The sequence below is a fragment of the Kocuria sp. CPCC 205263 genome, assembly GCF_040981075.1.
In the GTDB taxonomy this organism is placed as follows: domain Bacteria; phylum Actinomycetota; class Actinomycetes; order Actinomycetales; family Micrococcaceae; genus Kocuria; species Kocuria rosea.
The window spans coordinates 117,661-138,246 of the sequence record NZ_JAVKPV010000004.1 but is presented as its reverse complement, the minus strand read 5'-3'; the positions used below and the strand labels follow the sequence as shown (position 1 = coordinate 138,246).

Here is a 20,586-nt window from a genome sequence, read left to right as displayed (position 1 = left end):
CTCGGCGTCGTGGTCGCTCGCGCCGTCGGTCCCTAGGGGCCGGGGCGGCGCGCTCCCCCGATCCTACTCGTTCGCCCCGACAGGGCCGACGACGCGCAGGGGCCCGGTCCGTTCCCGGACCGGGCCCCTGCGTGTTGCGAACGCCCTGGAATCAGGACCTCGCGATGTTCCTGAGCACGTACTGCAGGATGCCGCCGTTGCGGTAGTAGTCGGCCTCGCCCGGCGTGTCGATGCGCAGGACCGCGTCGAACTCGACGGTGGAGCCGTCCTCCTTCGTGGCGGTGACCTTGAGCGTCTTCGGGGTGGTGCCCTCGTTGAGCCCGGTCACGCCCTGGATGTCGAAGGTCTCCGTGCCCTCCAGACCGAGGGAGTCCGCGGACTCCCCGGCCGGGTACTGCAGCGGGAGCACGCCCATGCCGATGAGGTTCGAGCGGTGGATGCGCTCGTAGCTCTCGGCGACGACGGCCTTGACGCCCAGCAGGGAGGTGCCCTTCGCGGCCCAGTCGCGGGAGGACCCGGAGCCGTACTCCTTGCCGCCCAGCACGACCAGCGGGACGCCGGCCTCCTGGTAGTTGATTGAGGCGTCGTAGACGGCGGCCTGCGGGCCGCCCTCCTGCGTGAAGTCGCGGGTGTAGCCGCCCTCCACGCCGTCCAGGAGCTGGTTCTTGATCCGGATGTTGGCGAAGGTGCCGCGGATCATGACCTCGTGGTTGCCGCGGCGGGAGCCGTACGAGTTGAAGTCCTTGCGCTGGACCCCGTTCTCGATGAGGTACTTGCCGGCCGGGGTGTCGGACTTGAACGAGCCCGCCGGGGAGATGTGGTCGGTCGTGACCGAGTCGCCCAGCTTCAGCAGCACGCGGGCACCCGTGATGTCCTCGACCGGGGTCGTCTCCATCGTCATGCCCTCGAAGTAAGGGGGCTTGCGGACGTAGGTGGACTCGGGGTTCCACTCGAACGTCTTTCCGGTGGGGGTGTCCAGGTTCTGCCAGCGCTCGTCGCCGTCGAAGATGGTGCCGTACTCGCGGGTGAACATCTCCGTGTCGATGGACGCGTCGATGATCTTCTGCACCTCGGCCGGGTCCGGCCAGATGTCCTTGAGGTACACCTCGTTGCCGTCGGCGTCCTGGCCCAGGGACTCGCTCTCGAAGTCGAAGTCCATGTTGCCGGCCAGGGCGTAGGCGATGACCAGCGGCGGGGACGCCAGGTAGTTCATCTTCACGTCCGGGTTGATGCGGCCCTCGAAGTTGCGGTTGCCCGAGAGCACCGAGGTCACGGCCAGGTCGTTGTCCTGGATGGCCTGGGAGATCTCGTCCTCGAGGGGACCGGAGTTGCCGATGCAGGTGGTGCAGCCGTAGCCCACGATGAAGAAGCCGAGCTCCTCGAGCGCCGGCACCAGACCGGACTTCTCGTAGTAGTCGGTGACGACCTTCGAGCCCGGGGCGATCGAGGTCTTGACCCAGGGCTTGGCCTTGAGCCCCTTCTCGACGGCGTTGCGCGCCAGCACCGCGGCGGCCATCATGACCGACGGGTTCGAGGTGTTGGTGCACGAGGTGATCGACGCGATGGACACCGCGCCGTGGTCGAGCTCGAACTCGCGGCCGTCGGGCATGGTCACGGGGACCTGCTTGCTCGGGCGGCCGTCCTCGGCGTAGGCGTGGTGCTCGCGCGGGCGGTCCGCCTCCGACTGGTGGTCGTCCGCGGTGTAGCCGGGGGCGTCCGAGGCCGGGAAGGACTGCGCCGCGACGTCGTCCACGGTGTCGCCGGAGGCGTCGTCGTCGACGTGCGTGGCGTAGTTCTTGATGTCCTCGTGGAACTGCGCCTTCGCGTCGGTGAGCGAGATGCGGTCCTGCGGCCGCTTCGGCCCGGAGATCGAGGGGACCACGGTGGAGAGGTCCAGCTCGAGGTACTCCGAGAAGGTGATGTCCTCGGACGGGTCGTGCCACATGCCCTGTTCCTTGACGTACGCCTCGACGAGGTCGATCTGCTCGTCGGAGCGGCCGGTCAGGCGCAGGTACTCGAGGGTGACGTCGTCGATCGGGAAGATCGCGGCGGTGGAGCCGAACTCGGGGCTCATGTTGCCGATGGTGGCGCGGTTGGCCAGGGGCACGGCGCCGACGCCCTCGCCGTAGAACTCGACGAACTTGCCGACCACGCCGTGCTCGCGGAGCATCTCGGTGATGGTCAGCACCACGTCGGTGGCGGTGGCCCCGGACGGGATCTGGCCGGTCAGCTTGAAGCCGACCACGCGCGGGATGAGCATGGAGATGGGCTGGCCGAGCATCGCGGCCTCGGCCTCGATGCCGCCCACGCCCCAGCCGAGCACACCGAGGCCGTTCTCCATGGTGGTGTGCGAGTCGGTGCCCACGCAGGTGTCCGGGTAGGCGCGCAGCACGCCGTCGACCTCGCGGGTCATCACGACGCGCGCCAGGTTCTCGATGTTGACCTGGTGGACGATGCCCATGCCCGGGGGGACGACCTTGAAGTCGTCGAACGCCGTCTGGCCCCAGCGCAGGAACTGGTAGCGCTCCCCGTTGCGCTGGTACTCGATGTCCATGTTGATCCCGATCGAGTCCGAGGTCCCGAAGGAGTCGATCTGCACGGAGTGGTCGATCACGAGCTCGGCCGGGGCGAGCGGGTTCACGCGGGCGGGGTCGCCGCCGAGGTCCGCGATGGCCTCGCGCATCGTCGCGAGGTCCACGATGCAGGGCACGCCCGTGAAGTCCTGCATGATCACGCGACCCGGGGTGAACTGGATCTCGATGCTGGGCTCGGCCGTGGGGTCCCAGTTGGCCAGGGCCTCGATGTGCTCGGAGGTGATGTTGGCGCCGTCCTCGGTGCGCAACAGGTTCTCGAGCAGAACCTTCAGGCTGTACGGGAGCTTCTGCGCACCCTCCAGCGTGTTCAGTCGGAAAATCTCGTATTCGGTGCCTTTGACGTCGAGTACGCCCTTGGCCCCGAAGCTGTCCACCGTGCTCATATGCGTGGAACTCCTCTCGCCACCGTCTTGGAAACGCCCGCGGGAGGACACCGGCGAAGGGCCGGAGGTTCTCCCGTGAACAGTCATCCGCCAGTGTAGCCCGTGTGAGCCCGGTGACTCCGAACGACTCCCGGCGGTCGCCGTCACGCAGCGGGCGGCGGCGTCCGTCAGGGCTCCAGGACCGCCAGGGTCTCGACGTGGTGGGTGTTCGGGTACATGTCGAAGGCGCGCACCGACCGCACGTGCCACCCGGCGCGGCGGAACCGGCCCAGGTCCCGCGCCAGCGTGGCCGGATCGCACGCGAGGTAGACGATCCGGCGCGGGGCCAGCGCCACGAGCTGGTCCACGACGGTCCGTCCGGCGCCCGCCCGGGGCGGGTCCAGGACCACGACGTCGGGGTGGGCCGCGCCGCTCCGGGCCGGGCGGCCTCCCCGCGCCGGCCGGCGGCCACGGGCCGGCGCCGCCTGCGGCCAGGTCCGGGCGAGCACCTTGTCCACGCTCCCGCGCTCGACGCGGACCCCCGGCCGGCCGGCGAAGGCGCGGCGGGCGTCGGCGCTGGTGACCGGCGAGCCCTCGACGGCCAGGACCGTGCCCGTCTCCCCCACGGCGTCCGCGAGCGCGGCCGTGAACAGTCCGGCGCCGGCGTAGAGGTCGAGGGCGTGCTCCCCGGGGCGCGCCGCGGCGGCTGCGGGCACCTCCCGGTGCAGCAGGGCGGGGGCGGCGCGGTGGATCTGCCAGAACCCCTCGGCGGAGACCTCCCACCGGTGCGGGCCCACGTGCTCGGCGACCGACGGCCGGCCCGCCCACGTCTCGGGCTCGCGCTGCCGCTCGGCGCGGGCGGTGACGGAGACGTCCCGGTCCGTGGTGAGCCGTGCCAGTTCGCGGCGCAGCCGGTGCGGGTCGGCCCCGTCGGCCATGCTCAGGTGCACCAGCGGCGTCCCGCCGTCGGCGGGGGCCGCGACGTCGACCCGTTCCGCCCCGCGCAGGTCGAGCCGCCCGAGCCGCAGGGCGTCGATGGCGGGGACCACGAGCGGGAAGCCGTCCACCGGGACGACGGCCGCGCTGCGGTGGGGGTGCATCCCGATCCGCCCCGCGGGGTCGACCGCGAAGTGCGCCCGGGTGCGCCAGCCGCGGCCCTGCGGGTCCTCCCCCGGCATGGCCTCGACGACGAGCTCGGTCTCGAGCCCGGCCAGGCGGGTGAGCTGCTCGGTGACCACGGCGGCCTTGAGGGCGCGCTGGGCCTCCAGCTCGGCGTGGCCGAACTCCGCGCCGCCGACGGGCGGCTCGCCGCGCCGCCAGGTCAGCAGGGGGTCGGCCGGGGCCCACACGTGCTCGGTCCGCCGGTGGGGGTCCGCCTCGAGGACGGCCACGACGTCGCCGCGCCAGAACCGGGCCTCGGGGCCGCTGTCGGTGAGGCGGACGCGGACGAGCTCGCCGGGCAGGCCGTGGCGGACGAACACCACGCGGCCCTCGCCGGTGCGGGCCACGGTGTGGCCGCCGTGGGCGACGGGGCCCAGGCGCAGCTCGAGCTCGACGGGGACGGCGGGCTCGGCGGGGGCCGGGGGGTGGGACGGGGTCACGGGCGGGACGCTCTCTGCTCGGGGGCGGACTCGGGGCCCGTGTCCTGGCCGGAGGCGGAGGACAGGTGCCAGGGCACGGAGGCCGTCATGACCCCGCGCTCCTGGTGCAGGCGGGCCCGCAGCGGCCGGATGGCCTGGTTGTGCAGCAGCCGCTCCCACCGGTGCCGCACGACGTACTCGGGCAGGTACACCACGACCAGGTCCCGGGGCGACTTGCGGCGCACCCCGCGCACGTGGTCGAGGACCGGGCCGATGGTGTCCCGGTAGGGCGCGTGGAGCACGGTGACGGGCACCGGGATCTCGAGGCGGCGCCACTCGTCGAGGATCCGGCGGGTGGCGGCGGCGTTCGTGTCCACGACGACGGCCTCGAGGGTCGAGGGCCGGGACGCCCGGGCGTAGGCCAGGGCGCGCATGAGGGGCTTGCGGACGGAGGAGACGTAGATGATGGCGTGCACCCGCGAGGGCAGGGCCCGGACCGGGGAGTCGGGCTGCAGCGCGAGCTCGGCGTCCACGGCGTCGTAGTGCCGCCGGACCCCCGCCATGACCGCGCTGAGGACGACGATGGCCACGATGGTGATCCACGCGCCCTGGGTGAGCTTGGTGACGAGGACGACGACGAGCACCGCCGCGCACAGCACGAAGGCGACCAGGGCCACGGCCCGGCGCACGAACAGCTCGCGGCGGACCCCGGGGTGCGGGCGCATCCGCCGGACGCGCGCCCAGTGCCGGACCATGCCGGCCTGGGTGAGCGTGAAGGAGACGAACACGCCCACGATGTAGAGCTGGATGAGGCCGTTGACGTTGGCCCCGAACGCCACGGTGAGCACTACGGCGACGAGCAGCAGCAGCAGGATGCCGTTGGTGAACGCGAAGCGGTCCCCGCGCGCCTGCAGCTGCCGGGGCAGGAAGGCGTCCCGCGCCAGCCGGGACGCCAGCGTGGGGAAGCCGGAGAAGGCGGTGTTCGCGGCGAGGATCAGCACGCCCACCGTCGCGGCGACGAGCACGAAGAACCACAGGGAGTCGGTGCCGAAGACGGTCTTCGCGAGCTGGCCCAGCACGGGGTCCTGGAAGAAGTCGGGGCCGGGGAGCCGGCCGTCGACGAGCAGCTGCTCCTCCGGGTCGCCGACGACCACGACGTCCGTGCGGTCCGCGAGGTACAGCACCCCGGCCAGCAGGGCCGCCGAGATCGCCCCGAGCACGCCCAGGGTGGCCGCCGCGTTGGCGGCGCGGGGCTTGCGGAAGTACGGCACCGAGTTGGTGATGGTCTCCACGCCGGTCAGCGCCACGGCCCCGGAGGAGAAGGCCCGCAGCACCAGCAGGGCGCCCGCGAGACCGGCCAGCCCCGCGTCGAAGCCGGCGGCGGGCAGGACCTCCCGGCCGGCGCTGGGGGCGTCCCCCAGGGAGCCGGTGAGGTCCTGGACCAGGCCCACGAGCAGCAGCGCGGTCAGGACCGCGAGAAAGAAGTAGGTGGGCACGGCCGCGGCCCGGCCCATGAACTTCAGCCCGCGCAGGTTGAGCAGCCCCACGAAGAGGATCCCGGCCACGGCCAGCTCCACCCGCCGCCCGGCGAGCGCGGGCAGCGCCGCGGTGACGTACTGGGCGGCGGTGGCCATGGACACCGCCACGACGAGGGCGTAGTCGGCCATCAGGGCCGCGCCCACGCCCACCCCCGCGGTGCGGCCGAGGTTCTTGGAGACGATCTCGTAGTCGCCGCCGCCGGAGGGGTAGGCGCGCACGTTCTGCCGGTAGGCGGTGATCACCACGGTGAGCACCACGAGCACGGCCAGGCCCACCCACGGGGAGACCGCCACGGCCGTGGTCCCCGCGAGCGCGAGGGTGAGGATGATCTCGTCGGGGGCGTAGGCCACCGAGGAGAGGGCGTCCGCCGAGAAGACCGGCAGCGCCGTGCGCTTGGGCAGCACGGCGTCGCTGAACCGCTCGTTGTGGATGGGCTTGCCGACGAGGGCTCGCCTCAGCGCCCGGGGAATGCTCTGCACGGCTCCCCACGGTAGTCCGTCCCGCACCGATTGTCCGCCGCGCCCCGTGCGGGCCGCGCGCCCCGGGGTGACCTAGGCTGGGACGCATGGCGCATTTCGTGATCATGGGAGTGGGGCGCGTCGGCGTGATGGTCGCCCACACCCTCGAGGACTCCGGGCACACCGTGGCGGTGATCGACCAGGACGACCGCGCCTTCCGGCGGCTGCGCAAGTCCTTCGAGGGCAAGAAGGTCACCGGCCTCGGCTTCGACCAGGAGGTGCTGCGCCGGGCCGGGATCGAGGAGGCCTACGCCTTCGCGGCCGTCTCGAGCGGGGACAACTCCAACATCATCGCGGCGCGCGTGGCGCGCGAGACGTTCAAGGTCCGCCACGTGGTGGCCCGCATCTACGACCCCTCCCGGGCGGAGTTCTACCAGCGGCTGGGGATCCCCACCGTCGCCGCCGTGCGCTGGAGCGCCGACCAGGCGCTGCGCCGGATCCTGCCCGAGCAGACGATCACGGCCGACTTCCGCGAGGCCTCGGGACGGTTGCAGCTGGGCGAGCTGTCCCTGGACGACTCGTGGTCCGGGCTGCACCTGGACGCGATCCAGGAGGCCACGGGGGTGCGGATCGCGTTCGTGACGCGCTTCGGGGAGGGCGTGCTGCCCGGTCCCGACATGAGCTACCAGCAGGGGGACGTGGTGCACGCCATGATGCGCACCGACGACGTCGAGGCCGTGTCCCGCGTCCTGTCCCGCCCGCCCGGCCCGGACGTGCTCGACTTCGCCAACTCCCTGCGCCGGGAGTCCGACGACGCGCCCGGCTCCGACGACACCTCCCGGGGAGGATCCTGATGCGCGTGGTCATCGTGGGCGCGGGCGCCGTGGGCGCCTCGATCGCCCGGGAGCTGCTGTCCCACCAGCACGAGGTGGTGATCTTCGACGAGAAGCCCGAGGTCATCGGCCGCTCGGACCTGCGCGGGGCCCAGTGGATCATCGGTGACGCCTGCGAGCTCTCCACGCTGCGGGAGGGCGGGCTGGAGGAGACCGACGTCGTCGTCGCCGCCACGGGCGACGACAAGGCGAACCTGGTGGTCTCCCTCCTGGCGCGCAGCGAGTTCGGCGTGCCCCGCACGGTGGGCCGGGTCAACAACCCCAAGAACGAGTGGCTCTTCGACGACGCGTGGGGGGTGGACGTGGCCGTGTCCACGCCGCGGCTGATGACCGCGCTCGTGGAGGAGGCGGTCGAGGTGGGTGACGTGGTGCGGCTGCTGACCCTGCAGACGGGCGGGGCGACCCTCTCCGCCTACACGGTGCCGCACGAGCACCCCATCATCGCCACGATGGTCTCCCAGGTGCCGTGGCCGCCGGACGTGACGCTCGTGGCCATCCTGCGCGACGGGGTGCCCATCACCCCCTCGGGGGACGACGTGGTGGAGGGCGCCGACCAGCTGTTCTTCGTCTCCACCACGGAGGGCGAGGCGCAGCTGCGCGCGATGTTCACGACGGCCGGCCGGCACGAGCCGCACCGGAGCTGAGCGCGGTCCGGGGCCTCAGGGGGTGTCCTGCTCCTGGGCGGCGATCTGCTCCGGGGGCCGGGAGACGAGCCAGGCGAGCCACAGGGTCAGCGCGTACAGCGGCACGCCCATGACCAGCCGCGCCACGCCCAGGCCGGTGAGGTTCTCCGCGAAGTACAGGGGCACCTGCACGAGCAGGCGGGCCGCGAACATCGCCATGAGCATGACCGTGGCCACCTGGTAGGCGCGGCGGCGCACCGGGACGTCGCGCCACTGCGCGCCCTCCCCGCGGATGTAGCCGTAGAAGACGCCGAGCAGCGGCCAGCGCAGGAGCAGGGACGCGCCCAGGCCCCCGAACCAGGCCGCGTTGATCCAGAAGCCGGGGACGTAGTAGTCCAGCGCCTCGCCGGTGGCCCGCGCGAACAGCGCGCAGACGCCCACGCCCACGAACCCGGACACGGCCTGGACCAGGCTCTGGCGCTGGACCAGGCGCAGCACGGTGAACAGGGCGGCCGTGCCCAGGGACGCGGCGAGCGCGACCCCGAGGGCGTTGCCGACGAGCAGCACGGCGAGGAACACGAAGCCCGGAAGGATCGTCTCGGCCAGACCGCGCCAGCCGCCGACGGCGTGCAGCACGTCGAGCTGCCCGTTGTCCTTGCGGCGCATTCCCGAGCGCGCGGCGTAGGCGGCCATCGAGCGCTCCACGTCGTGGCCGCGCCCCGGCCCGTCCCCGGCGCACCCGGGCTCCTGGGGATCCGTCATCTGCTGACCTGCTTCGCGATGATCTCGTAGCGCGGGTTGAACATCGAGGGGCGCCCGTCCCGGAAGCTCACCACGCCCACGCAGCGCAGCCGCGTCCCCGCGGTGACGCCCGGCACGGTGCGCTGGCCGTGCCACACGAGGCGCAGCGGCCGGGGGGCGGCCAGGCCCTCGTCCCCCGGCGCCTGCGGGCAGTCCGGGGCGAGCAGGGCGGTGTAGTTCTGCGCGCCGGTCACCGGGGGCACGGTCACCTCCACCACGAGACCGGTCGCCATCACCCGGCGCCGGCTCCCGGCGGCGGTCGAGGGGTCGAGGTCGCCTGCGCACACGGGCGCCTCGGCGACCACGTCGATGGACCCCGTCCCCGGTGTCGGCCGGAACTCGCCGGCGCCTGTTCTCGTCATGGCTCAGCCGATCTCGGTGATCTCGGGTCCGCGCCGCGGCGGCCGCACGGGCTCCGGAGCCGGCTCAGGCTCAGGCTCCGTCTCCGTCTCCGTCTCTGGGGCGGGGGAACGGACCGCGTCCTCGGGCACGACCAGCGTCAGCAGCTCCCGGGGGGGCATGGGCCGGTCGCCGCGCACCACCACGAGCTCGCGCACGACCTCGTCGAGGGCCGCGGCCGACTCCGCGGTCACCGCGGCGGTGCCCGTGAACACCGCCCGCACGAACCAGCGCGGCCCGTCGACGCCCACGAAGCGAGCGAGGCGGAAGCCGCGGGTCCCGTCGGAGGCGGTGGCGGGGAAGCGGGTGACGACCTGGAGCCCGAACGGGCCCTTCTCGACCGTCGGCTCGCCGTTGCTCGAGCGCAGCGACTGCACCAGCTCGCGGCGGACCTCGTCCCACAGCCCCTCCGAGCGGGGCGCGGCGAACGCCTGGACCTGGACCGAGCCGCCGTCGAGGTCGAGGGCGACGGCACGGGGGCGCTGCGTGCGCTCGTCCACCTCGAGCCGCACCCCCAGCCCCGGGCGGGGACGCACGAGCACGGCGCCGAGATCGAGGTAGCCGTCCCGGTCCTCCACCTGGGAGACGTCGAGCGGGCCCTGCGGCTCGCGCCGCCGCGCCGCCGCGGCGTCCTCCGCGCTCGGCGCGGCCTCCGGCTGCTGCGGGGCGGCGTCCTGCGCCGCGGCCTTCTTCTTCTTGCGACCGAACATGGTGTCGTTCTCCTCCGCCGGCACGCGGTGCCGGCTCGTGGCGTGAGCTCGTGGGGGGGGTCTGCTCGTGGATTCAGGCGGTGCCGCTGGAGCCGAACCCCGTCCCGCCGCGCGCCGACTCGGGCAGCACGTCGACGAGCTCGAAGACGGCCTGCTCGACGCGCTGGACGACGAGCTGGGCGATGCGGTCGCCGCGGCGGACGGTGAAGGGCTCGGCGCCGTCCGTGTTGAGCAGGGTGACCATGATCTCGCCCCGGTAGCCGGAGTCCACCGTGCCCGGGGCGTTGACCACCGTGATCCCGTGCCGGGCCGCCAGACCCGAGCGGGGGTGCACGAACCCGGCGTACCCCTCGGGCAGCGCGATCGCCACCCCCGTGGGCACCAGGGCCCGCTGACCGGGGCCGAGGACCACGTCCTCGCGCGAGCGCAGGTCGGCGCCCGCGTCTCCGGGCTTCGCGTACACGGGCAGGGGAAGGTCCGGGTCGAGGGCCTGCAGCGCGATGCTGAGCGGGCGCCCGTTGCCCGACGGCGGCCGGTGGCCTGTCGACTGGTCGTTCACAGTGCCCCACTCTAACGCGCCGGACCCCGGGCGCAGTCGTGAGACGCTAGAGGCATGTCCCGTCCTGCGTCCTCCACTGCGTCCCCGGCCGACGGCCCCCGCGAACCCCGCCGGTCCTCCTCCGAGCGGCCCGGCGCCGAGATCCTCTACCAGGAGAAGCTCACCCCCGCGTGGTGGATGTGGCTGCTCGTGCTCTTCGCCGGCGTCGTCGCCCTCGTCGCGCTCGCCCCCGTCGACCCGTGGGTGGCCGGAGCGGCAGCCGTCGTGGTCGGCGGCGGCGCGGCCGTGGCCCTCGTGGCCTCCAGCAGCACCATCGTCGTCACCGACGAGTCCCTGCAGGTCGGCCGGGCCCGCATCGAGCGACGGTTCGTGGGCGAGGCCGAGGCCTTCCGCGGCGACGACGTCCGCAGGGTCCGCGGCCCCGACCTGGACGGGCGGGCCTTCATGAACTTCCGGGCATCCGTGGGCCCCGTGGTGCGGATCCGGATCACCGACCCCGTGGACCCCACGCCGTACTGGCTCACCTCCACCCGGCACCCGGAGCGGATCGTCGAGGTGCTGTCCGCGCGCCCGTGAGCGCGCCCGCCGCCACCGCACGGAAGAACCCCGCCGCGACGACCGTCGCGACGGGGTGCTCCGGTTCTCCGGACGAGCTCGGCCCCGTGGGGCTCAGCCCACGCACTCGACGCAGTACTTGACCCCGCCCCGCTCCTCGGCGATCTGGGAGCGGTGGCGCACCAGGAAGCACGAGCCGCAGGTGAACTCGTCCTCCTGGGCCGGCAGCACGACGACGGACAGCTCCTCGTTGGAGAGGTCCGCGCCCGGCAGCTCGAAGCTCTCGGCCGCGGCCGCCTCGTCCTCGTCGACGGTGCCGGACTGCGCATCGGTGCGGCGCGTCTGCAGCTCCTCGATCGAGTCCTCCTTGAGCTCGTCCTCCTGCTTGCGCGGCGCGTCGTAATCAGTGGCCATGTCCGGTCTTCGCTCCAATGCGGGGTCCGAGGGCGGGCTCCGGCACGGCTGTGCGCCGCCCTCCGGGCTCTGTGTCGCGTAGATTGTTCACCATCCGAGGGCAAAAATCCAACCCCGTCACGGGCCCGCGAACACGCGGCCGGGCCCGTCCGCGGGCGACCTCCGGCCGGGGCGCGCGACGGCCAGTAGGATTGGGGGCGGGTCCGGGCCGGCACGTCGGCCGCGACCGACGGACCCGCCCCGCAGCGCCCGCTCGACGACCCCGAGCGCACCCGAGAACCACCCGGAGGAATGACAGCATGGAGCAGTTGCGCCTGGCAGGTGTGCACGACGACGGTGAGCACCTGGTCGTCGAGGACGAGGCAGGCACCCGCCACCTGTTGCGGATCGACCAGGAGCTGCGCCTGGCCGTCCAGCGCGCCCGGCGGCTGCCGGGCGCCCGCCAGCGGGGAACGGGCCAGTTCGGGCCGCGTGAGATCCAGGCCCGGTTCCGCTCCGGGGCCACGGTCGAGGAGATCGTGGCCGAGAGCGGGTGGGAGGCCTCCCGGGTCCGCCGCTACGAGTGGCCGATCCTCGCCGAGCGCGCCCACATCGCCACCGAGGCCCAGAAGGTCGAGATCGAGGACCGCTCCGCGCACCGCGGCTACCACTCCGTCTTCGAGGGCGAACCCCTGACCCTGGGCCGCGCCGTCGCCCACCGGGCCGCCGACCTCGGGGTGGACCCCTCCTCCCTCGAGTGGGACTCCTGGCAGCGGGAGGACCACCTGTGGGCGGTGGTCGCCCGGTTCTCCGTGGTGGACCGCGCCGCCGCGCCCGCCCACGACGAGCCGCTGGCCGAGTGGCTCTACAACCCGGCGAACCAGAGCGTCCGTCCCACGAACGCGTGGGCGGAGGCCCTCACGGAGGCCGGCACCCCGGACACGCCGCTCGGCACGGGCCTCGGCGTCCTGGACGGGGGCCTCGACCCCGAGCTCACGCAGCTGCGCCGGTCCGCCGTGGAGGCCGACGACCTGCTCGACGTCCTGCAGGCCCGCCGCGGGCAGCGCATCGGCGAGGACGCCGAGGGGGACGACGCCCTCGCCGAGATCCTGGGCCGCGGCATGGGACACGTCGAGCGGCGGCCCCGCCCTCTGGCCGCACCCGAGGACAGCTCCGTCTTCGACCGCCCCTTCCAGCCGGCCACCCGGTTCCCGGAGCCGGCACCGGTCGGTGAGCCCGCGCCCCGGGCGGACGGGCCCGCCACCGTGCAGCCCGCCGACGATCCCGTCGCCGAGCCCACCGCGCCCGCTGCCCCCGCCGCTCGTGCCAGCGCCCGGGACACCGTGGCGGGGACCGCTTCGGAGACCTTCCGGGAGGCCGGGCGGGAGCGGGGCGTCGACGACGGCACCGAGCGGTCCGCGGCGCGACCGGACACCGCCGCGTCGCGGGACGAGGCGCCCGCGGCCGAGGACTCCGCAGCCCAGAACTCTGCGACCCAGGACTCCGTGACCGGGAGCTCCCGGGACGACGACGTCCGGGGCGACCGCTCCGCCGGCCCGGCCCCCGCGGTCCCCGGCGAGGAGCCCGAGCACTCCGGCCCCGCCGAGGAGACCACGCCCGAACGGCCCCGCCCGCGCAACAAGACCGCCAAGGCACGGCGCCCCGCGCGGTCCTCGGTGCCCAGCTGGGACGAGATCGTCTTCGGCAGCTCGTCCGACTGAGCCCCGGCGCCGGTGCGCGCCGTCCGGCGCCGCCGGCCCGGCACGCGCTAGAGTGCACGCAGCAGGGGACGGCTCCGCGCCGTCCCTCCGGGCTCGTGCGCTCCCCCATCCCGCGCGCGGCCCGGACGGACGACACCACGTCAGGGGCAGCACGACATGGGCAATTCCATCCAGGACGACCTCTTCGGGGACGACGAGCGCGACGCCGCCGCCCCGGACCCCGGCGACCCCGGTGTCCGCGGCGCCTCGGCCGCTCCGGAGGCGCCGGCCGAGCTGGTCCGCGGCTCCGGGCCGGGACGGTTCGTCGCCGGGCTGGTCCTAGGGGCGGTCGTGCTCGTGGTCCTGGCCGGCGCGGGTGCGCTCTACCTGGGCGGCGTGGGTCGCGACCTCTTCGGCGCCGGCCGGGAGGCCGAGTTCACCCCGGCCCCGGCGGTGACCAGCTCGCCGTCCGCCACGCCCACCAGCACGCCCACCGCGTCGCCCACGCCGTCGCGCTCGCGCACGCCCTCCCCCACGCCGAGCCCCTCGGCGGAGGAGCCGGCACCGCCTCCCCCCGCCCCGGAGCCCGTGGCGCCCCCGGCGCCGTACGTCCCCCCGGCACCCGTGGTCCCCGAGCCCGTCGTGCCCGAACCCGTCGTGCCCGCCCCGGTCCCGCCGCAACCCGTGGTCCCCGCGCCCCCGCCCCCGCCGCCGGCGCCGGCGCCGTCCGCACCGGCCCCGGCGAATCCCGGTGCTACCGCCCCGGGAGCGCCCGCGGAGGACGACGAGGCCGGCGCGGAGGACGTCGACACGGACGAGGAGGACGCCGGCCCGGCCGCCGCAGAGGCGGGGACCGAGGAGGCGGGGACCGAGGAGGCGGGGACCGAGGAGGCCACCACGGAGGACACGGCCGAGGACGCCTCGCCGGCACCCTGAGCGCAGGCCCCCGGCCGCGGCCCACCCGGCGCGGCAACCGGATCGCCGCGCTGCGCGGCCGCCTCGTGGCGGCTCACCCGGCGCGGCAACCCGGTGGCGGCTCACCGGGCGCGGCGTCCCTGGGCCGGCTCCCGGTGCGCGGGCGCTCAGGCCAGGCGCAGGAGCGGGACCTCCCGCTCGGCGCGCGTCAGCGAGCCGTGCTGGCCGACCATGGACAGGACGCTCGGGCGGAGCCGGCCCAGGTCGAACAGTGCCAGGGGCTCCCGCCCCAGCACGAGGAGGTCGCCGATGCGCCCGCGCACCGCGTCGCGCACGAGCGCCGGCGGACCGAAGTAGCCGGCGTCGAGTACGGCCTCCCGGGAGAGGATCCACACGCGGGACCCGAACTGCTCCCGCCAGGCGGCCACGAGCGCCCGGACGTCCTGCGCCGTCGCGTCCGGCTCCAGGTGCAGCTGCACCGTGCGGGGCTCGCCGGCCGTGTGCCGGACACCGTCCAGCAGCCCCGGGAGCTCGGAGAAGTCGACGCGCGCGTCCCGCGGGACGTCCACCATGCCGTGGTCACCGGTCACCAGCACCGTGGTGCCGGCCGGCACGCGCGCGACCAGCCGGCGCAGCGATGCGTCGAGCTCCTCGAGCTGGGCCGTCCACTCCCAGGACTCCCAGCCCCGGGCGTGGCCGGTGCGGTCGAGCTCGTCCCAGTAGAAGTACATGAGGGCGTCGCGTCCCGCGGCGAGCTGGTCGAGCGCGGTGCTGACCCGCGCGGCCGGCCCCTCCGCGGCCACGAACCGGCCCCCGCGCAGGGCCGCGTCGGTGAGCCCGGAGCCGGCGAATCGGTGCCGGCTGACCGTGACCACGTCCACGTGCTCGGCGGCGCGCTCGAGCACCGTGGGCAGCGGCTGCCACACCCGGGGGTCCACGGCGGCGTCCCAGCCGCCGAGCTGGTTCACGACCCGGTCCCGGTCGGGGTCCAGCACGTCGTAGCCCACGAGTCCGTGCGCCCCGGGGGCCGCGCCCGTGCCGAGGGACGCCAGCGAGGCCGCCGTGGTCGTGGGGAACGCCGCGTCCAGGGTGGCCAGGCCCTGCGCGCCGGCCAGGCCCGGGGCGTGCCCGGCGCGGGCCCGCAGCTGGGCCCGTCCCAGACCGTCCACCATGACGACGACGACCCTCCGGGCGGCGGGCAGCCCCAGCGCGTCTCGGAAGCCGGGCACGCCCAGGGACGCCGCGGCCGAGGACATGACCTCCGCGACCGAGCGGCTGCCGTAGCGCGGTGGCCCCGGCAGGTCGGCGGGCAGCGCGGGCAGGACCTCCTGCACCGCCCTCACCGGGCGGCGCCGCTGTCCCGGCCGGTGAACCGATCGGTGAACCGGGTGCGCGGTGTGGCGGCGGCCGCCCGTCGCGGGGCCGGCGTGCGCCCGTGGGCCGGCTGGGCGATCTGCGCGCCGTCGGTCAGCGGGGAGAGGTTGGCCCGGCGCAGCGTGCGCGCGAACTCCCGCGCGCCCTCCACGGCGGTCGGGCCGTCGGCCTCCGCGCTGATCCGCAGCACGATGTCCTCCCGGGCGGCCGTGCCGGTGTAGCCGTGGTCGGCCTGGCACTGGGGGTCCTCGCAGAGTGCGGGCGCCAGGTCCACGTGCAGGGTGCCCGTCCACGCGATGGCGAGCGTCACCTCGGAGATCGGGCTGTCCGGCCGGTAGTTGGCCGGCTGGTAGTACGAGTAGCTCAGCGTGACCGAACGGATCTGCGAGATGCCGACCGTCTCCGTGGAGACCCGTGCCACCACGTCCCGGCCGCCCTCGTCGAACTCCTCGTCGTCCACGTGCGTCACGTGCAGCACGTCCTCGGCCAGCACCAGCACGGTGGTGTGGCGGTGCACCTCCGTGCGGTCGATGTGGGTCTCCAGCTGCACGAGGTGGGAGACCGGGGACCGGCCGTCCAGGGAGTCCTGGACCACGTCGATCACCAGCTGCGGGTAGAAGCCGGCCTTGTTGATGTCCTCGACCAGCCGCTGGCCGCGCTCACCTGAATACGTCATGGGGGCCATTTTCCCCCACGGCCGCGCCAGTGCCCAACACGGGCCCTCAGGGCACGCGGAAGTAGCACCGCTCCTCCCCGCCGCCCACGTCCTCGCAGACCCGCTCCAGCACCACGGGGCTCTCCTCCGGCGCCGGGCTCGGGGTCGTGTCGGCGCTGCGCGTGACCGTGGGCGAGCTCCCGGGACCGGGCACCCGCTCTGCGGAGCCCAGGGGGTCCAGCAGCAGATATCCGCTCAGCAGCGCGGTCATCCCCACGAGGACCACGAACACGCCGGTCACGGCGCGGCCGCCGCGGCGCCGCCCGGTCCGCGTCGGCCGCGGGAGCGCCTCCGTGGTCCTCCCCCCGGCGGGCCCGCGGCCCGCCCGGTCCCGGCCGGGGTCGCTCCCGGTGCCCCCGCCGTCGCCGTCGCCGGACCCGCCGTGCCCGGAGCCGTCGCGCCCGGGCCCCCCGTGCCCCGACGCGCCGCGCCCGGATCCGGTGGGGTGCGGCACCGCGTCGTCGGCCGACCCGGTGTCGACTCCCCCGCTGTCAGCTCCCCCGGCACCGGTTCTCCCGCTGCCGCTCGTTCCGCTGCCGGCGCCGCCGGTGTCGGCCACCCCGCCGCCGCCCACCGTGGTCCCGACCGTTCGCTGCCCGGTGCTGCCGCTAGCGGTGTCGGCGAAGGCGGTGCCTCCGGAGCCGGTGCCCAGGGTGTCGGGGCCGTCCGGGAACCGGCCGCCGGTCTCCGCACCCGCGGCGGCTCCGCCGCCGAGCCCGGCGCCGGTCGTCCCGTCCGTCCCCTCCGGGCCGTCCCACCCGGTCAGCACCCGGCTCGCCCACGGCTCCGGCAGCGGCTCGAGGACGTCGAAGACCTCGAACGGCTCCCCGTCCCGCGTGCGGGCAGGGTCGAAGCGTCGCCGCGCCGCGCCCGCGGTGAGCTCGTGGAGCACGGTGACGGCCGCGTCGCGGCGCTGGGCGGGGTCCGGGGTGAGGAGGGCTGCGAGGTGCTCCGCGAGGTCGCCCTGCTCCCCCACCACGGCGCGTGCGTCGTTGGGCCCCAGGCTCTCCTGCGGCTCCAGCGAGGGGTCGAGCATCCGCAGCGCGGTGATGCCCGCCGCGTAGAGGTCCTGTGCGGGGTTCGGGTCGGTGAGCTCGTAGGCCTCCGGGGGCAGGTAGCCGGGCGTGCCCACCACCGTGCCCGTCCGGGTCAGCCGGGCGTCCTGGACGCGTACGGCGATGCCGAAGTCGGAGAGGAGGACGTGGGGGCGGCCCGTCCCCGTGCTGTCCAGCATGAGGTTGCCCGGCTTCACGTCCCGGTGCACCCAGCCCTGGGCGTGCACGAACTGCAGTGCCTGGAGCAGCTGGGCGAGGACCTCCTCGGTCAGCTCCGCCGAGGCGGCCCCGTTGTCGAGCAGCGCGGACTCCAGGGTGCCGCCGTGCACGAGGGGCATCGCGATGACCACGTGCGCGTCCTCCGCGGCCCACCCGTAGGGGGCGAGCACGTGCGGGTGGTCCAGCTTTACCGACTGCTCCCGCGCGAAGCGCAGCAGGTCCGCGGAGTCCCGCTGGCGCAGCACCTTGGCCGCGCACAGCTGCTGGAGCCGGCCGTCCCAGGCCCGCCACACGGAGCCGCTGCCGCCGCGCGCGATCGGGTCGATGAGGGTGTACCGACCGGCTATGGTGTCCGCCACGAAGTCCGGGCCCGCCTAGCTGCGCATGGCCCGGCGCGCGCTGTCCGTCCGCTGCCGGGCGTTGCCGATGCCGACCGAGGCCCCCAGCACGGTCACGGAGCCGCTGGAGACCAGCACGGGGTTCAGCTCCACGCGGGCGATCTCGGGGTGCCGGTCCTTGAGCAGCGCCACCCGGGAGACGAGGTCCTCGAGCCGGTCGACGTCCGCGGCCGGGACCCCCTGGTGGCCGAAGAGCTTGCGCGAGGCCTTGGGCTCGCGGACCATCCGCCGCACGTCCTGGTCGGTGAGCGGCGGGACCCGGTGGGCCCAGTCCTCGAGGAGGTTCACCGCGTCCCCCGCCATCCCGAACGAGACCACGGGGCCGATCAGGGGGTCCTCGATGGCCCGGAGCACCACCGACTGGCCGGTGGGGGCCATGGCCTGCACCTCGAGGTCGAAGGTGCCGAAGGGGGCGAGCGCCCGGTGCATGGTCTCGATGGCCGCCCGCAGCTGCGCGTCGTCCTGGATGTTGAGCTGCACGCCGCCCAGGTCCAGGCGGTGCCGGAGGTTGGGGTCGGTGGTCTTCAGGGCCACGGGGTAGCCGAGCCGGTCGGCGGCGGCCAGGGCGTCCTCGGGGTCGGTGAACCGCTCGCTGGGCAGCAGGCCCACGCCGTAGGTCTCCAGCAGCTCCCGCGCCTGGTCCCCGTCCAGCTCGAGCAGCTCGTCGCCGGAGACGCTGGGCAGGATCTTCTCCACGAAGGTCTCCGCCGCCTCCGCGTCGATGCCCTTCGGCTCGGCGAGGTTGCCCTGGTCCTGGGCGCGCCACCGGGTGTAGTCCACCACCTTGGCGAGCGCGCGCAGGGCCGCCCCCGGGGAGTCGAAGCAGGGCACGTCCAGTCCGTCCTCGGCGTGGTGCAGGGCGGAGACCGCTCCGGGCTCGGTGCTGCCCGTGAAGACGACCACCACGGTCTTGCCGTGCTCCCGCCCCACCCGGCCCACGAGCTCGGCCACGCGCTCCGGCGTGGTGCCCGGGATCGGCATCAGCGTGACCACGGCGGAGTCGACGGCCTCGGCGCCGAGGCAGCTGTCGACGGCCGCCCGCAGCGCCTCGAGGGCGTCGTCCCCGCCGTCCGCGGTCCGGACCCCCGCCTGGGTCACCGCGACGTCCAGGCCCAGCTGCATGCACCGGTCCTCCATGAGCTGGCCCAGGGCCAGCGCGTTGGAGACGAGGGCCGTGCGGGCGCCCGCGGGCAGGGGCTGGCCGGCGAGGATCCCGGCCACGTCCATGAGGTGCTCGCTCGTGTCCGCGCGGATCACGCCGGCCTGCCGGAACATCGCGTCCAGGGCCCCCGGCGGGGCCTGGGTGGTGCGCCCGGTGTGGCCGGGCGGCAGCCGGAGACCGGTGACCTCGCTCTTGGCCACGATCACGGGCTTGGTCAGGGACAGCCGGCGGGCGATCCGGGAGAACTTGCGCGGATTGCCCACGGACTGCAGGTAGAGCCCGCACGCGCGGGTCGTGGCGTCGTCCTCCCAGTACTGCATCATGTCGTTGCCGGAGACGTCGGCCCGGTTGCCGGCGGAGAGGTACGTGGACACTCCCACGTCGTGGCGCAGCGCGGCCGCGTTGAGCATCATGCCGATGGCCCCCGACTGGCTGAACAGCCCCAGCGGGCCCTCCCGCGGCACGGTGGGCAGGATGGAGGCGTTGAAGCGGGACTCCGGGGCCGTGCTGTAGAGCCCCAGGCTCGCCGGGCCGACCACGCGCATCCCGTAGGAGCGCGCGCGGCGCACCAGCTCGGTCTGCCGGGCCCGGCCCGTCGCGCCGGCCTCGGCGTACCCGCCCGTGACCACCACGACGGCGCGCACGCCCGCCGCGCCGCACTGGTCCACGACGTCGGCCACCTGGTCGACAGGCACGGCGACCACGGCGAGGTCCACGGGCTCGGGGACCTCCCTGATCGAGGTGGCGTGGGTCATGCCCTCCCGCTCGAAGGGCGTGGGGCTCACCCCGCTGAGCCGGCCGGCGAACCCGGAGGCGACGAGGTGCTCGACCAGCGTGTGCCCGGCGTGGCCGGAGTCCCGCGACGCCCCGATCACGGCGATCGAGGACGGGGAGAGGAGGTCGGCCATGGAGAGGGCCTCGGCGCGGTGCTCCCGCGCGGCCATCACGGCCAGCGACTTCTCGGTCGGGTCGATGTCGAAGCCCACCACCACCACGCCGTCGTCGAACTTGCGGGTGAGCTCGTAGCCCGCCTCCGCGAACACGCGGAGCATCTTGCGGTTCTCGGGCAGGACCTCCGCGGAGAAGTGGTCGATCCCGTTCTCGCGGGCGGCCGCGGCGAGGTGCTCCAGCAGGATCGAGCCGATGCCCCGCCCCTGGTGGGCGTCCGAGATCATGAACGCGACCTCGGCGTCGTCGTGCCGGTCCGTGCGGTCGTAGCGGCCCACGCCGATGATCCGGTCCGCCAGCAGCAGCACGAAGCAGACGCGGTCCCGGTGGTCCACGCGGGTGAACCGCTCCAGCTCCCGGGCGGAGAGGGTGGGCTTGTAGGAGAAGAAGCGCAGGTAGATGGAGTTCTCGGACTGCGACTGGTGGAAGGCCAGGAGCGCGTCCTTGTCCTCCGGGGAGATCGGGCGCAGCTGCGCCGTCGCGCCGTCGCGGAGGATGACGTCGGCCTCCCAGTACTCGGGGTACTGCCCGGCGTCGTCCGTGTCCGCGGTCTCTGGAACCATAGACTTCAGGCTAGTAGACAAACCTGCACCGTCAACGGTGCGTCCCGGTGCGTCCCCGGACGATCTCGAAC

General features: G+C 74.5%; 17 protein-coding genes. 5 read left to right on the top strand and 12 right to left on the bottom strand.

What is annotated here, in order from left to right:
* Window positions 1–151: 151 nt before the first annotated feature.
* From RF647_RS07610 to RF647_RS07600, 3 genes are all read right to left on the bottom strand, one after another.
* On the bottom strand, window positions 152–2,977 hold the full coding sequence (locus RF647_RS07610; protein ID WP_368811213.1) for an aconitate hydratase: 2,826 nt from the start codon (window positions 2,975–2,977) through the stop codon (window positions 152–154).
* Between the two features lie 167 nt (window positions 2,978–3,144).
* On the bottom strand, window positions 3,145–4,557 hold the full coding sequence (locus tag RF647_RS07605; RefSeq protein WP_368811212.1) for a class I SAM-dependent RNA methyltransferase: 1,413 nt from the start codon (window positions 4,555–4,557) through the stop codon (window positions 3,145–3,147).
* On the bottom strand, window positions 4,554–6,554 hold the full coding sequence (locus tag RF647_RS07600) for an APC family permease (RefSeq protein ID WP_368811211.1): 2,001 nt from the start codon (window positions 6,552–6,554) through the stop codon (window positions 4,554–4,556). Before RF647_RS07600 ends, RF647_RS07605 begins: the two co-directional genes overlap by 4 nt.
* Window positions 6,555–6,640: 86 nt before the next feature.
* On the opposite strand from RF647_RS07600, the gene RF647_RS07595 reads away from it, so the two are divergent.
* Both RF647_RS07595 and RF647_RS07590 read left to right on the top strand, forming a co-directional pair.
* The gene (locus RF647_RS07595) at window positions 6,641–7,387 is read left to right on the top strand and encodes a TrkA family potassium uptake protein (RefSeq protein ID WP_017834179.1); all 747 of its coding nucleotides are present in this window, start codon (window positions 6,641–6,643) and stop codon (window positions 7,385–7,387) included.
* Complete coding sequence (locus RF647_RS07590) at window positions 7,387–8,070, top strand: TrkA family potassium uptake protein (protein WP_017834178.1); 684 nt, start codon at window positions 7,387–7,389, stop codon at window positions 8,068–8,070. Before RF647_RS07595 ends, RF647_RS07590 begins: the two co-directional genes overlap by 1 nt.
* Window positions 8,071–8,085: 15 nt before the next feature.
* Here the strand turns inward: RF647_RS07590 and RF647_RS07585 are convergent, their stop codons facing one another.
* The 4 genes from RF647_RS07585 to dut all read right to left on the bottom strand — a co-directional run bounded on the left by RF647_RS07585 (window position 8,086) and on the right by dut (window position 10,518).
* Window positions 8,086–8,811: a DUF3159 domain-containing protein gene (locus tag RF647_RS07585; protein WP_368811210.1), complete on the bottom strand. Its 726-nt coding sequence runs from the start codon at window positions 8,809–8,811 to the stop codon at window positions 8,086–8,088.
* Entirely contained in the window at window positions 8,808–9,212 is a 405-nt protein-coding gene (locus RF647_RS07580) for a hypothetical protein (protein ID WP_368811209.1), read from the bottom strand. Before RF647_RS07580 ends, RF647_RS07585 begins: the two co-directional genes overlap by 4 nt.
* Before the next feature lie 3 nt (window positions 9,213–9,215).
* Complete coding sequence (locus tag RF647_RS07575) at window positions 9,216–9,959, bottom strand: DUF3710 domain-containing protein (RefSeq protein WP_368811208.1); 744 nt, start codon at window positions 9,957–9,959, stop codon at window positions 9,216–9,218.
* 73 nt (window positions 9,960–10,032) lie between these two features.
* Window positions 10,033–10,518, bottom strand: coding sequence for a dUTP diphosphatase (gene dut / locus RF647_RS07570; RefSeq protein ID WP_368811207.1), 486 nt, complete (start codon window positions 10,516–10,518; stop codon window positions 10,033–10,035).
* Between the two features lie 54 nt (window positions 10,519–10,572).
* Between dut and RF647_RS07565 the strand changes: the two genes are divergently transcribed.
* A complete protein-coding gene (locus RF647_RS07565) occupies window positions 10,573–11,094 on the top strand; it encodes a DUF3093 domain-containing protein (protein WP_368811206.1) in 522 nt (173 codons plus the stop codon).
* A 93-nt stretch (window positions 11,095–11,187) separates the two neighbouring features.
* Here the strand turns inward: RF647_RS07565 and RF647_RS07560 are convergent, their stop codons facing one another.
* Window positions 11,188–11,487, bottom strand: a complete 300-nt coding sequence (locus RF647_RS07560) for a DUF4193 domain-containing protein (RefSeq protein WP_017834172.1) — start codon at window positions 11,485–11,487, stop codon at window positions 11,188–11,190.
* Between the two features lie 299 nt (window positions 11,488–11,786).
* Between RF647_RS07560 and sepH the strand changes: the two genes are divergently transcribed.
* Window positions 11,787–13,187, top strand: a complete 1,401-nt coding sequence (gene sepH, locus RF647_RS07555) for a septation protein SepH (protein WP_368811205.1) — start codon at window positions 11,787–11,789, stop codon at window positions 13,185–13,187.
* 156 nt (window positions 13,188–13,343) lie between these two features.
* Window positions 13,344–14,102: a hypothetical protein gene (locus RF647_RS07550; protein WP_368811204.1), complete on the top strand. Its 759-nt coding sequence runs from the start codon at window positions 13,344–13,346 to the stop codon at window positions 14,100–14,102.
* A 146-nt stretch (window positions 14,103–14,248) separates the two neighbouring features.
* Here RF647_RS07550 and RF647_RS07545 read toward each other — a convergent pair whose 3' ends face one another.
* From RF647_RS07545 to RF647_RS07530, 4 genes are read right to left on the bottom strand one after another with little or no spacing between them, the layout of a single operon-like run.
* Window positions 14,249–15,415 carry an alkaline phosphatase family protein gene (locus tag RF647_RS07545; protein ID WP_368811203.1) on the bottom strand — a complete coding sequence of 389 codons (1,167 nt, stop codon included), beginning with the start codon at window positions 15,413–15,415 and terminating at the stop codon, window positions 14,249–14,251.
* A gap of 5 nt (window positions 15,416–15,420) precedes the next feature.
* Complete coding sequence (locus RF647_RS07540) at window positions 15,421–16,131, bottom strand: DUF5998 family protein (protein WP_035924032.1); 711 nt, start codon at window positions 16,129–16,131, stop codon at window positions 15,421–15,423.
* Between the two features lie 46 nt (window positions 16,132–16,177).
* Window positions 16,178–17,803: a protein kinase gene (locus RF647_RS07535; RefSeq protein ID WP_368811202.1), complete on the bottom strand. Its 1,626-nt coding sequence runs from the start codon at window positions 17,801–17,803 to the stop codon at window positions 16,178–16,180.
* Between the two features lie 15 nt (window positions 17,804–17,818).
* Window positions 17,819–20,515, bottom strand: coding sequence for a GNAT family N-acetyltransferase (locus RF647_RS07530; RefSeq protein ID WP_368811201.1), 2,697 nt, complete (start codon window positions 20,513–20,515; stop codon window positions 17,819–17,821).
* Between the last annotated feature and the right edge of the window lie 71 nt (window positions 20,516–20,586).

Excerpts from the sequence above, each read along its gene's own strand:
- RF647_RS07610 (WP_368811213.1), bottom strand. The coding sequence starts at position 2,977 with ATGAGCACGGTGGACAGCTTCGGGGCCAAGGGCGTACTCGACGTCAAA.
- RF647_RS07595 (WP_017834179.1), top strand. The coding sequence starts at position 6,641 with ATGGCGCATTTCGTGATCATGGGAGTGGGGCGCGTCGGCGTGATGGTC.
- RF647_RS07590 (WP_017834178.1), top strand. The coding sequence starts at position 7,387 with ATGCGCGTGGTCATCGTGGGCGCGGGCGCCGTGGGCGCCTCGATCGCC.
- RF647_RS07585 (WP_368811210.1), bottom strand. The coding sequence starts at position 8,811 with ATGACGGATCCCCAGGAGCCCGGGTGCGCCGGGGACGGGCCGGGGCGC.
- RF647_RS07580 (WP_368811209.1), bottom strand. The coding sequence starts at position 9,212 with ATGACGAGAACAGGCGCCGGCGAGTTCCGGCCGACACCGGGGACGGGG.
- RF647_RS07575 (WP_368811208.1), bottom strand. The coding sequence starts at position 9,959 with ATGTTCGGTCGCAAGAAGAAGAAGGCCGCGGCGCAGGACGCCGCCCCG.
- RF647_RS07565 (WP_368811206.1), top strand. The coding sequence starts at position 10,573 with ATGTCCCGTCCTGCGTCCTCCACTGCGTCCCCGGCCGACGGCCCCCGC.
- RF647_RS07560 (WP_017834172.1), bottom strand. The coding sequence starts at position 11,487 with ATGGCCACTGATTACGACGCGCCGCGCAAGCAGGAGGACGAGCTCAAG.
- sepH (WP_368811205.1), top strand. The coding sequence starts at position 11,787 with ATGGAGCAGTTGCGCCTGGCAGGTGTGCACGACGACGGTGAGCACCTG.
- RF647_RS07550 (WP_368811204.1), top strand. The coding sequence starts at position 13,344 with ATGGGCAATTCCATCCAGGACGACCTCTTCGGGGACGACGAGCGCGAC.
- RF647_RS07540 (WP_035924032.1), bottom strand. The coding sequence starts at position 16,131 with ATGACGTATTCAGGTGAGCGCGGCCAGCGGCTGGTCGAGGACATCAAC.
- RF647_RS07530 (WP_368811201.1), bottom strand. The coding sequence starts at position 20,515 with ATGGTTCCAGAGACCGCGGACACGGACGACGCCGGGCAGTACCCCGAG.